We start from the raw sequence: 14010 nt of genomic DNA, 5'->3' as shown, positions 1-14010 counted from the left end.
GAAGTTCACACTAATGGAAAGCTTTTTGCGTATATTGCTGTTTCTTTGTTGTTCTGTGGCCTGGGTTGAAGTATCTGCAACCGATCGTTTGAATTTCAGGGAGAATGCACAAAAAAACTCGGTTATTGAAAGAGCTGAGTTTGACGGAGTTTTTGTTGAACTGGCTCTTGAAGAAATCGATTCGAAAAATCAGGAAAGCAGATCGACAGATCATGATAAGAACTTTCTTTCTGAAGGAGAACTAGCCCACATCCGATTTTTTGTACATGACTCAAATCAGGCCGGAGTCAGTGGTGGATATCCTGCAGCATGGATTCATCCGCGTCTTACTGATGATATGAATGATACTAAAAGCTGTCAGAACAAAGCTCAGAAGTTTATCGGTAGCAGTTTGTTTTCCAAAGCCGAACTTGATCTCAATGTTTTTTATGTAGTTACCTTGAATGACGATGCTACTTTGTCAGTCGTTGATCCTTTATTTGGCTTTGGCGGGTCTAAACTGCTTTCAATGGTTTCCTTGCCGGCTCCCGGTTACGACTGGGCGAAAAATGGTTCGCAGTCACACCTTTATATTTCTGTGCCTGCGACCAATGATATTGTGAAGCTGAATACGCTTGACTGGCAATTAGAGAAGCTGAGCGGTAATATTCCAACAGACACCGAAAAGCATTCATCACCAGTCAGTAAGGTTAAGTGGCAAAATCCGAAACGAGTTGCTTTGCAAGCGGATGACAGCTTTTTATGGGTTGCTGTTGATGAAGGGGTAGCGGTAATTGATACCGAACCATTTGAGTTAGTCAAAATCATCAAAGTTGGCAAAGGGGTTAAGGACATTGTATTTTCAGAAGATGGCCAATACGCTGCTGTTCTAAACGCAGAACTCGAAAGCGTTAGTTTGATTGATACTTTAACCTTCGAGATTGAAAGAACCATTAAAACAAATGCTGAGCCAATCAGTATGGACTATTCTAGCCTCGCACAGACACTCTATGTAGGTCATAAAAAAAGCGGAAATATCCTCGCTATCGACTTAAAAAGTCATCGATCGATAAAAACGATTCAAACAGAGTCAGGACTGGTAAAAATAGCGACTAGTCCGGATCAGCGACTGTTATTTGTTATCAATATAGAGAGTCATCGTCTATCAATTATCGATACAGCCTCGAATCGGATTATTCAGTCGGGAATCGTTGAAGCCAAGCCCTTTGATATCCATTTTTCAAAAGAGTTTGCTTATATTAGCCATCAGAATAGTTCTACTCTACTTATGGTTCCGCTGGCTGACAAAGACGTCGGTAGAGAAGGTGCTACTATTCCAACTGTTGATACGCCGGGAGGTGACGCTTCGCCTGCGGTTAAAATTTCTGCCGCACCAAGAACGATTGTAAGGGCACCTGGCAGCAATGCTGTTTTAATTGCTAATTACTATGATCAGGCAGTTTATTTTTTTAAAGAAGGAATGGCTGCACCAATGGGACAGTTTAATAATTATGGACGCTCGCCACGAGCTGTAAAAACGATTGATCGTAGTTTGAGAGAGCTTCATAAGCCCGGTGTGTATGAGACATCGGCAAAGTTACCATCTGCCGGCATTTATGATGTTGTGTATTTTATGGACAGCCCAAGAATTGTTCACTGTTTTACACTAAATATTGAAGCAAAAAAAAGACCATCTGTAGTAGCTGAAAAGATAATCGCTTCCGTTGATGAGCAGCAGTTCCTTAAGGTAGGTGAACCTGCAAAATTATTTTTTCGCTACTCTCAAGTTGCCAACGATGAAGTGCCTCATTTTCTTAGCGGTACAGTTGCATTGAGCTCCGGAGTTTGGCGTGATCAAAAAGAACTGACATATCATTATGATGATGTCTATAGCTTTACCTTTACGCCCCCGATTAATGGTTTTTACCAGCTAATGGTCGCGGATGCGAACGGGGTAAAAAAGAGATTTGTCTATCAAGCGGAGTAGTCAACCTTGAAAACTAATTTGACAGTGAATTTACGCAGTGCCTTATTCTTGGTGTTTACACTATTGGGGAGTTGGTCATTTATTGGTGATGTCCTCGGAGAAGAATACTCTTCCAGATACAAGGTTCCAGACATTGAGGTTTTAGATCAGTTTGGAAATCATCACAGGTTTTACTCTGATCTGGTGAAAGGAAAGACGGTGGTAATCAACTTTATTTTTACACAATGTCAAATGACTTGTCCATTGCTGGGATACAATTTCGGCCAGTTAAGGGAGTTGCTGGCAGCTAGCGCAGGTGAAGAAATCCATTTGATTTCTATCAGTATAGACCCGACAAATGACACGCCTTCTCGACTTAAAGCATGGTCTGACAATTTCGGTAGCGGCAAAGGTTGGACCCAGATAACTGGTGAAAAAGTCGAGATTGATCGACTCGTTAAAGCGCTTCAAGCGTTTACCCCCGATATTGGTGACCACAGCACTATGGTGTTAATTGGTAGAGAAGATAAGAATGAATGGGTAAGACTAGATGGCTTGAGTTCAGGAAAAAAGCTCTTTTCTGCGATAAAAGCTAATTTCCATGGATAGAAAGTAATGTTTGATGAAAAACAAAATCAAGCTTATTTGATCAATGTAGTTGCTGATTGATGAAATACCTAAAGTCAATAATATTTTCAGTCATAGTTGTTGCTTTAACTATGACACCAAAATATTTGATTGCAAAGGACGTCAATAAAAATTCAGCCATAGAATTTGTTGGTAAAAAAATTTATGAGACAGGACAGACTCTTGCACAAAAAGTGACTTTTAATGACTCGAAAGCACCTTCAACGCTTTTTGCCTGTAAAAATTGTCATGCTAAGAATGGTAAGGGGAGTAGTGAAGGTGGTGTGAGTGCTCCGGATATTCGCTGGACCCGTTTAATTAGAGATAGTCGAACAATAGTTCGTCGAGAACAATTGGTGGGGGAGAAACGTCGACCCTATGATCGAAATTTATTGAGTATATTGTTAACACAAGGTATTGATTCTGAAAATCAAAAAATCTCAACTGTCATGCCCAGATATCATCTGACCGAAAAAGAAATCGATAGTTTAATCGCCTATCTTAAGGTTGTTGATAAAAAACAGGCGGTAGCGGTAAGTGATAATAAAGTGGTTATTGGACTTTTACTACCTGAAGTTCAATCACAAAAGTCAATGGTCGCGCTGCAAACAATTCGGTCCTTTTTTGATTACCTAAACTCTCAGGGCGGAATTTACCAGCGACAGGTCGAAACATATGTCGTTGATACTGCTAGTCAAACTGATCAATCTGCTTGCTGTTTCATGTTTCTCGATTTAAATGTAGAACAAAAAGAACATATTAAACTGAAGGAAATCTTAGACGAACAGTTGGTTATTTCGATTTTTCAAAGTTCCGAAAGCAGTTCTGAAAATACAAACTTTCAAAAAAGTGAAAGTATTTCTGATATGCATTTTTCGCTCTACTCGAGCCAGGAATATTCACGATACTGGCTATATAATTATTCAAAAAAGGTGAGTCGAATAGAGAAGTTAAACTCAGATTCGACTCTTTTATCAGCGGGTATAGACGAGTATAGTCAAGATTCGGGGTTTAAAGCGAATCTAACCAGATTTTCCCGAAATAGAGAAATGGTGGTAGTTGAAGCAGGGGAACTTGATGAGTTTCTCGACGTTGAAAATGTCAGTAAGGAGTTCGAGAGTTTGCCTGACCTGTATATATCTGGCCCTCTATCAAAAAGCGATATTATATCTCTTAATAAGCTATCGAGAGTTACTGTACGCGTGATGCCGCCGTCGCCACGACTAATGACTCGAAATGGATTAATACAATACAAAAAGCTGGTAAGTTCGCAGCGACTTCCACAAAAACAGTTAACCAGCCAGGTTTGGACACTCGCATTAGCCAATCTGACCACTCATTTATTACAGGAAGCGGGAGCGAAACTGGATAAGGAGCTCGTCCTTAAAAATTTGAGACAACTCCATCGATTTCCAACAGAATACGGTCCTGTATTGAGTTTTGTAGGCGGGCGACGCATCGGGGCCAAGGGGGCTCTGTTTGTCCCAATAAAATTGCAAGAAAACGACAAAGACTCTACGGCGAATTGGATTGAGTTTAACTAATATCGACTCAATTGAATTTATTGGAAAAAAGCAAAGATGGCTGAGTAGATGCAGTTAGACAATAATTAATATGGAGAGTAGCTCGTTGGTAGAAAGAGTTAAGAAAATTCCTGGTACCAGTTTGTTATTGCTAAACATAATTGCTCTGATTTTTCAATGGCTAGTGTTGACTTCAATCTGTACGCCACTGGAGCTAACTTTTTTTCTCGGTGTAATTTTTTTCTTGTGGCATCAATGGCATCGTACTGAGAAGCTGTCATATTGTATGAGCGTAATAGCAATGTCATTTGGCGGGCTGGGAATGATTATCGGACACTTTAATTTAAGTCTGGCTCACTTCTTTAATGCAAGAGCAATTAGTTCTCAGCATGGTCATCATGTTCCTTCTATTGCAGGAGAGGTTTCAGCGTTGGAATTTCAATTGCAAGATGCCATGCAAGTGGTTGAACACTGGGGATGGATGATCGGTTTTTGTTTTGTTGCTTGCAACCTGGTTTGCAAACGCTATTCATTTAAGTGTAGTATTTGCGATTTACACTGGAGTTTGCACCTGTGTGCGATGCTCCCCATGTGCTTGGGAATGTGGGCTTTAATGTCAGTTGCAAGTTTACTTTCTTTGTCTCCTTCTTTATCATTTTTCTTTTCTCTAGCAGGAATGACGTGTGGTACCTGGCTGGCCTATAGAGCGCTCGAGCTTGGATACGAATATCGACAGAGAAGAGGCGGTCATCTATAGTTTTGTTTTTGCTTTTGCTTCGTTTTCCAGAAGAGAAGTGTGAGTATTCCAACTGCTAATAAATAAGCTATTCTGATCTAAAATCACTCAAATATGAGCTAGCGCCAAGATGGAAAAAGTCATATACGGAAAAATTAGCCTGAGCACTATACAAATCGTCAAAAGAGACGACAAGTTTTACATTCGTTACGATGCCGGCGCGCACCAGATTGTGTGGCGCGAAGATGAAATAACTGAGTCAGAAGTTGTTGCAATGCTTAATGGGCAGGCAAGTGAGTCACAGGTTCTATCAAGTTTACAGCAAAGGTTACTACAAGTCGGCGTTAAACCTTATGTGTCTAACTGGAGCCCGAAGCATAGCTAGCCTGTTATCAAAGCAGAATGTTTAGCTCGTAACTTTATATTTACCGCATTAGATTTCCAATAGTTGCTCTTAGAACTGCGGGTTTAACTGGTTTGTTCAACAAGATAAGTCCGGCATCATTAATTTCCTTTTTAATCTCTGCAGAGTGATCTGCTGTCACCACAATCGCTGGAATTTCAATACCGGTCCTAGAGCGAATTTTCTGGATAAAATCAATACCGGTTTTTCCATGATCAAGCTGATAGTCAACCAACATAACTTCAGGTACAAACGAATCTGTTAGTATAGGATCTATTTCACTTTCACCTCTTGCAGTTTTAACATCACACCCCCAACGTTCAAGTAACATTGACATTGCTTCGACAATCTGCTGCTCGTTATCAACACATAATGCTTTGACATTTTCTAAATTAGCTACCCTGGTCTTAGAAACTTGTGCAGGAGAATTCGTTGGTAGTTCCACAAGATCTGCTAGCTTAACGTCGACATAGAATACACTGCCGCGTCCATATTCCGATCTGAACTGAATGGGATGATTCAACATGTTTCCTATCCTTTCGCTTATGGAAAGTCCAAGTCCTAATCCTGATTCGGAGTTCTTAATGTTTGGGTCAGATAGCCGTTTAAATTCATTAAATATTTCCTGGCGATTAGTTTCGGGGATTCCTATTCCGGTATCCCAAACCGAGAGTCTGACAAAATTATTTCGCTTCTGAGCAGATATCAGAATTCCGCCATTTTCTGTGTAGCGAATAGCATTGCTAACAAAATTTTGCAGCACACGATAGAGTAGTTCCGGATCGCTATCTACCTGAACGTGTTTTTTCATTACCTTAAATTTGAGATGTTTATTCTGTGCAAACCTTGAAAATTGTTGTTCGATTGAATTTAAAGTTTCAAACAAATCAAAGCTTCTTCGTTTGGGCTGGATAGTACCGCTGTCCAGCTTTGAAATATCAACCAGTGAGCGAATGATGTTTTCTGCGACGACCAGGCTTTGATCGGTTTTCTTTACTAGTTGAGCTTGAGTCTCTGTCATATTGGACGATTCATTTTTAAGCATTTCAGCAAATAGTCGTGCTGCATTAAATGGTTGCAACAAATCGTGGCTGGCGGCTGCTAGAAATCTAGATTTACTTTGATTGGCCTGTTCCGATTCCTTTTTTGCTACCTCCAGTGCTCTCACTGTGGCATGAAGTTCTTCAGTCCGCATCTCGACACGCTCTTCCAGAGTAATATTAATTTCTTTTAGTGCTAGCTCTGCCTTTCGTCGATTAGATATGTCCTGTGAAATGGTATAGACGCCAGTCACATCTCCCTGGCTGTTAACATTTGGAATATAGGTAATTAGATAATAGCGGCTATTATTTCCTTCGCTGGCGTATTCAAATTGTTGCTTCTTGTTTTGCAACGCGAGTTTTACATAGGGTAACTTAAATTCCATTTCCCCGGGCGAAAGTACTTCATATGCACGTTTGCCAAGTATTTCAGATTTCTTCAGATTGAGACTGTCGGCAAAAGTTCGATTTACAAATCGATAAATTAGTTGTGTATCGAGATAAGCCAGAAGGGCAGGAGAGTTATCGGTGTAGAGCGCAATATTTCTCTCGTTTTCCTTTAATGCTGCTTCGATTTTCTTATATTCAGAGATGTCTGTATAGGTTGTTACATAGCCTCCCTGCGGAAGTGGATTGCCAACAATTTCAAGGGTGATGCCATCACTTCTTTCTCGTTCAAATCGATAGCTCAATCCAGATTCGAGGTGAGCTAAGCGCTTGGCAATATGTTCGTCTGTGTCACCTGGTCCACAGTAGCCTCGCTCAGCGTTATAGCGAATTAATTTCGCAATCGGCATACCTGTCTGTAAAAAGCCCTTGGGGTAGTTTAGAAGTTTTTCATAGCGGTTATTCCAGGCCACCAGATTCTTATCAGGGTCACTTACACTGATACCCTGAGTGATATTATCCAGTGTAACTTCGGTTAAATGACGATTAAACTTGAGGGCTTGTGAAGTTGAACTGAGCAGGTTGATAACATCATCTACCGCAATACCTTTATCTTTTAAGGCCGACAGAATAACCACTCTGGCGGATGAAGAGCCTATGGCTGCTGAAAGCACTCGTTCGGTCTGATTTAATAATAGTTGGTCGGCTTTATCGGTGTCTTTAAAATTTCGATCAAAATTTTCAAAAGCAGAGATCATTCGTTCTGAACCAACAATTGTTGCGGTGAGGTTTTTGAGATCTTTGACCAGCAACTCTGAATTAGTTTTTATTGCTTTTTTCAGATTCACTTCTTTTATTCTGCGTCTTGTGTAAGCGTATGCCTGAATTTTCTCAGTAAGTGACTGTTCCGTTGAAAAGGAAATCAAAACTGTCGCCAAAATATTGATGACAAGAGAGATGAAAACTGACTCGGTCAAAATTGAATAACCGAAATAGCTTCCTTTGTTTGCTAAAAGATCAGCGCCGTTAATACTCGGAATCCAGGTCAAAATGAACCAGCATAAAATTCCGCAGAGCAGGCCAGCAATAGCCCCTTTTTCATTTGCTCTATTCCACACAAGACCAAGAAGCAGGGCAGGAGAAAACTGCAGTACCGCAGTAAATGAGAGATAACCAATGGCGGCCAGCGATTGGCTTTTATCAATGAGCCGGTAGAATGCGTATGAAAGTAAAAGACAAAATGCAATAATAATTCGTCGCGCCAATAGTAGCTGTTGAGCAAACTTTTTATTTTTAAACTGTTCGCTTCTGGCTCTTTTCAGGAAAAGCGGCAACACCAGATCATTACTCACCATCGTACTTAGTGCAACGGTTGCAACAATCACCATTCCTGTTGCTGCCGATAGTCCGCCAATAAACACCAGTGCGCTGAGTGCGCTTTGATTTTGGGCGATGGGAAGTGCAAGAATGTATGTATCGGCCGGCACGTTGCCACCACTGAACTGCTTCATTCCAGCCAAAACAATCGGAATGACGAAGAACGAAATTAGAGTCAGATAAATGGGGAATATCCAACGCGCAAAAAGCAGATCTTTTTTCTGATGAAACTCTACAACAGAAACATGAAATTGACGGGGCAGACAAAATATTGCACTTGCTGCCAATATTGTTTGAGTAAAAAAATTTTCCCAGTGAATATTAGAAATCCAGAGTTGTTCTGCAGGTATCGTTGTTTCTATGGCTTCCAGCATTTCAGATGGGCCGTCAAATACAGAATAAAGTGCAAAGTAGCCAACAGAACAAAATGCAATTAACTTTACGAATGACTCAAAAGCGATCGCATTCATCATTCCGTGCTGATGCTCAGTCACATCAATGTTTCGTGTACCAAATAGAATCGAGAAGACAATTAACATTAAGGTGATATAGAAGGCACTGCTATATTGTTCTGTAAACAGGTTTTGTTGTGCATCAAATATTTCAATGCTGGCGGTTATCGCTTTTAGCTGAAGTGCTATGTAGGGAATAATAGCTATGACCGCAATAATAGTGACAATGGTCGCGATAATTTGTGATTTACCATATCGAGCAGCAATAAAATCAGAGATGGAAGTGGTATTTTGTTCGTGTCCGACACGAACAAATCGTCGTAGCAGAGGAAAGCCCAGAGTGTAAACCAGTATCGGTCCGAGATATATTGGAAGGTAACCCCATCCATTTTCAGCGGCGCTACCGACTGCCCCGTAAAATGTCCATGAAGTACAATAGATTGCTAAAGAGAAACTGTAAACCAGCGCTTTGCGTGTCGGATTAATTAATGGCTTTTTGTATTTATCGCTGTAGTAGGCGATCAGAAACAGAGCAAAGACATAGGAAAAGGCGATAGCAATAATCTGGATAGTAGTCAAAAGCGTTTCCCAAAAAATATAGAAATAAGTCTTTGTTTTTGTTTAAGGTATTGCTAATTTATGTTGCTGTCAAACGGCCGTACAGTTTTATAGACTAAAGTCGAAAGGAAATAGGCCAGGATTTTGGTTAAAGTCAAATGGTCGAAATTTACATAGGACTAGATATCCAACCTGCACTTTTTAGGTCAAGTTTGCCGGTTGAGATTGGATTGGGGAGAATGCGATGAGTAATAGCAATAATGATAATCATGATTCGTACTGGCGAGCCAACATCAAGCTTGTGTTGATGTGTCTGGTGGTCTGGTTTGTGGTGTCATTCGGTTTCGGTGTGTTGCTGGTGGATCAGCTAAATACCATCCGTTTGGGCGGTTTTAAACTGGGCTTCTGGTTTGCACAGCAAGGCTCGATTTACACTTTTCTTGCACTGATTTTCTTTTATGTTCACCAAATGAACAAACTTGATAAAAAATATAACGTCCACGACTAGGGGGAAAACATGGAATTGCAAACCTTAACTTTCCTCTTTGTAGGAATCTCTTTCGCCGTCTATATTGGTATCGCTATTTGGGCAAAGGCTGGTACCACAGGAGAATTTTATGTTGCCGGTGGTGGGGTAAAGCCGGTATTTAATGGTATGGCAACAGCCGCCGACTGGATGTCAGCAGCATCTTTTATTTCAATGGCTGGATTAATCGCCTTTTTAGGTTATGACGCCTCAGTCTATCTGATGGGATGGACTGGTGGATATGTGCTTTTGGCCATGTTGCTTGCTCCCTATTTGAGAAAGTATGGGAAATTTACCGTGCCCGAGTTTATCGGTGAGCGTTATTATTCGCAAACAGCAAGAATAGTCGCGGTGATCTGTTTAATATTTATTTCGTTTACCTACATTGCCGGGCAAATGCGGGGGGTCGGTATTGTCTTCTCCCGTTTCCTCGAAGTCGATATTATTACCGGTCTCATGATAGGTATGGCGATTGTTTTTGTTTACGCAGTTCTCGGCGGTATGAAGGGAATTACCTATACCCAGGTGGCACAATATTGCGTTTTGATTTTTGCCTACACAGTGCCTGCAGTCTTTATCTCACTTCAAATCACGGGAAATCCGCTTCCGCAAATAGGCTTTGGTAGTACACTGGCTGCCGATCCCTCCACCTATATGCTGGATAAACTTGATCAGGTGGTTACTGATCTTGGGTTCACTGCCTATACCGATGGAACCCAGACAACCACCAATCTGTTTTTCCTGACAATGGCACTAATGGCGGGGACCGCAGGACTACCCCATGTGATTGTGCGTTTCTTCACGGTGCCCAAAGTATCCGATGCGCGTAAATCAGCCGGATATGCTTTACTTTTTATCGCATTGCTTTATACGGTTGCGCCTGCCGTCGGTTCTATGGCTCGTTTTAATTTAATTAACACAATTAATGGCGAAGATGTTACCGGAACTGAATACACTAAAATGCCATCCTGGTTTAAAACCTGGGAGAACTCGGGATTATTGGCCTGGTACGATCATAATGGGGACGGCAAAATTCAATATGCTAAGGGAAATCCTCTTGAAGGAAAGAAGCCTGTTTTTGCTGAAGAGCGTGGCCAATATGGTGAAAAAGTAGTTACCAATCCGGGTAAAGGAGAGGTGGCTGCAGGTGCTCCCTTTGCTAATGAGGTTTATGTTGACCGAGATATCATGGTGTTGGCCAATCCTGAAATTGCCGGGCTTCCAGCCTGGGTGATTGCTTTGATTGCTGCTGGCGGTATTGCGGCTGCGCTATCGACTGCCGCAGGCTTATTACTGGTTATTTCGGCAGCGATTTCTCACGACTTGCTAAAAAGTACTTTTGCACCGGAGATTTCTGAAAAGCAGGAGTTAATGTATGGACGTATTGCGATAACCGTGGCCATATTGATTGCAGGATATCTAGGCGCTAATCCCCCTGGATGGGTGGCTGAAACGGTGGCAATGGCATTTGGTCTAGCCGCATCTTCGTTGTTCCCGGTTATTCTTCTTGGCATCTTCAGTAAGCGAGTCAATCGCAAAGGGGCGATAGCTGGAATGCTCACCGGATTAATTTTCACTTTTTGCTATATTGTTTACTTCAAAGGCGTATTTTTCGAGCCAATTGGAGTCAACGCGCCGGAAAACTGGCTGTTTGGGATTACTCCGCAAGCCATCGGAGGGTTGGGAATGGTATTTAACTTTGTTGTAGCCCTTACCGTTAGCCATCTGACCGAGGAGCCGCCGCAGGAAGTTCAGGAAATGGTCGCCAGTTTACGGATTCCGCGTGGAGCTGCGAGCGCGACAGCGCATTAACTTTAAGTCATTCATTTTACTGGGGGCATCACTAAGATGTCCCTGTTTTGATCTTCAATAAAGTGTCGACGTTTAATTGTCTATTCTCTAGCGGTCTATTCATTACCAGTCTACTTATTAGCAGTCTATTCATTCCGGTCTACTTATATTAGTTTAGTCATTCCACTAAAAACTGAAACGCCTCTTTTTATTCGTCTGATTTGTGTTTATTCTAGAGCTAATCATGGGAGCGAGCTCCCGCTGTTTTTTCAGGTGAAATAAGGAATTCAATTGGATAGACGACGATTTGTAAAGTCGCTTACCAAAGTGGGAGCGTTTGGCCTGGCTGGCGTAGCCGCCAGTTCTTTGGCCTGGTACAACTATTTTGACGGGCCGGTGTTTAACCCTTGTATGAGCGGTAAGCTTCCGCAACATTTATGGGATCACGAGCTAATGCAGTTGGCATTTGAAAATGTTGACCCGACAAACCTGTGGGACTGTCATTTTCATCTAATTGGCAACGGACTTAAACCATCGATCGATAGTAAACCCAGTGGTGTCTGGCTTAGCCCCAATATGAGTAGCTACTCCAGTCCATTGCAGCGACTTCAGTATAGTTTTTATATGAATGCCGGTTGTATTCAGGAGCCAGAACATGCAGATAAGATTTACCTCCAAAATATCAATCGCTTAAACAAACAACTCCCTGCGGGAGTGCGCTTTATGCTTCTCGCGTTTGATTATCACTATGATGATAACGGACAAGTAGACCGTGATATGTCCACTTTTTATGTGCCGAATGAATACGCGGCTCGAATTGCCGGTCAATTTGAACATTTTGAGTGGATAGCATCTATTCATCCTTATCGTGAAGACGCGCTGGAGGAGCTGGAGTGGTGCGCTGCACACGGTGCCAGGGCGGTAAAGTGGCTTCCTCCCGCAATGAACATAGACCCTTCATCAAAGCGTTGCGAGAAGTTCTATGACAAGTTAGTTTCGCTGAATATTCCGCTGCTGACTCATGCGGGAGAGGAAAAAGCTGTGCATAGTGAAGAGCTGCAAGTTCTTTCAAATCCTTTGCTTTTGAGGAAGCCTCTGGATAGGGGGGTTAAGGTCATCGTCGCCCATTGTGCATCCCTTGGAGAAAACGAAGATCTGGATTCCAAATCCAGAAAGATGACGTCTAATTTTGAGTTATTTTCCCGTTTGATGAATGAGCCGCAATATGGAAACAATCTAAAGGCTGACATTTCAGCTATTAATCTGTTCAATCGTGATATTGATGAAATTAGAAAATTGCTCAAGAATCAGCACTGGCATTCAAGGTTACTCTACGCTTCCGATTTTCCGTTACCAGGCGTCATTCCAATTATTTCGGTTAAAAACCTGGTGAGTCATGGGTTATTGAAGCCTCAACAGGTATCTTTTTTAAATGAAGTCAGGCAGTATAATAGCTGGCTGTTTGACTTTCTGGTGAAAAGGTTTATGGCCGCGGATGGTGTTCGATTTGCCGATGAGTGTTTTGCGACCAGAGGCCACTTTGTTGATTAATAAATACTAGTGAATAGTACTAGTTATGAGTATTGGTATTGAGTACTATTGATGAGTGAATACCATTGATATAATTAGTATTGATTTAAGTCCCTAACGATAATAATTACAAAATCAAGAATAATTAAATGAAGTCATCTTTTACATTATTTCTTCCTCAGGCATCTCTTGCACAACTAAGTCAGGTTGGACTAAGCGAAAGCGAACAGCTTGAATTTTCTCCTTTGCAGAAAGACTGGCAGGAGTATTTTGCTGAGAGAATCGGATATCCTCAGAATGAACTTCCCTGGAGCAGGCTCAGGCAGGACCAATTTGGTCAGATGTCGAGCAAAAAAATGGTTTGTTGCTGCGATCCGGTAATTATGCAAATGACTCATCGCGGTGCCTATATGACCGGCCAGTCTCAACTACGGCTTTCCGCTAATGATGCCATTCGAATTGTAACCCGTATTAATGAAGAATTAATGCACGAGGGAGAGCAGATCAATGTTATTGATCAATTCGCCTGGCTGTATACCAGCGAAGATAACAAGAAATTCGAGATGCCTTCGATCGGAGCCCTTACTGGAAAAGACATGTTTAACTTTTCCTATCAGGGAGAGGATGGAAAATATTTTCAACAATTGAGTATGGAAATTCAAATGTTGATGAAACAGATGGTTGATAGGGGAGAGTTAGAATCTTTGCCACCGGAAACTATTCTGCATGTACACTTTTATGATCCAGTTAATCTGGGTGAACGGCAGCATATTCCATTTATAAAAGATAAAGGCCAGCTATTGGTTTCAGATAATGAATTAATGAAATCTTTCGCTAAAAATATTTTCATGTCTCATTCTCCTGTTAGCGAATTTTTTAGCTGGGAAAAGTCGACGAAAAGCACACCTGAAATTCATGATATTTATTTAATATGTTTCGAAAGTGAAAGAGAGCAGTATTCTGATGCTATTGATAGCTGGTATCGCTGGCTTGAAAATTATCCAAAAGATAATCTATATCTTGTGTGCCAGGATGGCGTAGTTCGATCTAAAACTAAAAACAGTTTGCTCAAACGAATATCATCCAAAGTGTTTGCTGGTAACTAGACGGCTGTG

Annotated in this window: 10 protein-coding genes; 9 read left to right on the top strand and 1 reads right to left on the bottom strand. The window is 41.4% G+C overall.

The genetic code is table 11. The annotated features are described in order from the left end of the window. Positions 1–13 precede the first annotated feature (13 nt). The 5 genes from IYN84_RS06875 to IYN84_RS06855 all read left to right on the top strand — a co-directional run bounded on the left by IYN84_RS06875 (position 14) and on the right by IYN84_RS06855 (position 5216). Positions 14–1966, top strand: a complete 1953-nt coding sequence (locus tag IYN84_RS06875; RefSeq protein WP_196138408.1) for a YncE family protein — start codon at positions 14–16, stop codon at positions 1964–1966. Positions 1967–1972: 6 nt separating this feature from the next. Next, complete coding sequence (locus IYN84_RS06870) at positions 1973–2554, top strand: SCO family protein (RefSeq protein ID WP_196138407.1); 582 nt, start codon at positions 1973–1975, stop codon at positions 2552–2554. Positions 2555–2613: 59 nt separating this feature from the next. After that, positions 2614–4116, top strand: a complete 1503-nt coding sequence (locus tag IYN84_RS06865) for a c-type cytochrome (RefSeq protein WP_196138406.1) — start codon at positions 2614–2616, stop codon at positions 4114–4116. A gap of 85 nt (positions 4117–4201) precedes the next feature. Further along, complete coding sequence (locus tag IYN84_RS06860; protein ID WP_196138405.1) at positions 4202–4852, top strand: hypothetical protein; 651 nt, start codon at positions 4202–4204, stop codon at positions 4850–4852. A 109-nt stretch (positions 4853–4961) separates the two neighbouring features. Further along, positions 4962–5216, top strand: coding sequence for a hypothetical protein (locus tag IYN84_RS06855; protein WP_196138404.1), 255 nt, complete (start codon positions 4962–4964; stop codon positions 5214–5216). 40 nt (positions 5217–5256) lie between these two features. Here the strand turns inward: IYN84_RS06855 and IYN84_RS06850 are convergent, their stop codons facing one another. Continuing rightward, positions 5257–9069 carry a NahK/ErcS family hybrid sensor histidine kinase/response regulator gene (locus tag IYN84_RS06850; protein ID WP_196138403.1) on the bottom strand — a complete coding sequence of 1271 codons (3813 nt, stop codon included), beginning with the start codon at positions 9067–9069 and terminating at the stop codon, positions 5257–5259. A 223-nt stretch (positions 9070–9292) separates the two neighbouring features. On the opposite strand from IYN84_RS06850, the gene IYN84_RS06845 reads away from it, so the two are divergent. From IYN84_RS06845 to IYN84_RS06830, 4 genes are all read left to right on the top strand, one after another. Next, positions 9293–9556: a DUF4212 domain-containing protein gene (locus tag IYN84_RS06845; protein ID WP_196138402.1), complete on the top strand. Its 264-nt coding sequence runs from the start codon at positions 9293–9295 to the stop codon at positions 9554–9556. Between the two features lie 9 nt (positions 9557–9565). Then, positions 9566–11386: a sodium:solute symporter family protein gene (locus IYN84_RS06840; protein ID WP_196138401.1), complete on the top strand. Its 1821-nt coding sequence runs from the start codon at positions 9566–9568 to the stop codon at positions 11384–11386. Between the two features lie 270 nt (positions 11387–11656). Then, complete coding sequence (locus tag IYN84_RS06835; protein ID WP_196138400.1) at positions 11657–12916, top strand: amidohydrolase family protein; 1260 nt, start codon at positions 11657–11659, stop codon at positions 12914–12916. A gap of 128 nt (positions 12917–13044) precedes the next feature. Then, positions 13045–14001 (top strand): hypothetical protein, encoded by a 957-nt coding sequence (locus IYN84_RS06830; RefSeq protein WP_196138399.1) that lies wholly within the window; start codon positions 13045–13047, stop codon positions 13999–14001. Positions 14002–14010: the final 9 nt, after the last annotated feature.

It is taken from the genome of Aliikangiella sp. G2MR2-5 (assembly GCF_015687155.1).
Lineage (GTDB): Bacteria > Pseudomonadota > Gammaproteobacteria > Enterobacterales > Kangiellaceae > Aliikangiella.
The sequence above is the reverse complement of the archived record's forward strand: the minus strand, read 5'-3'. Positions and strand labels throughout refer to the sequence as shown.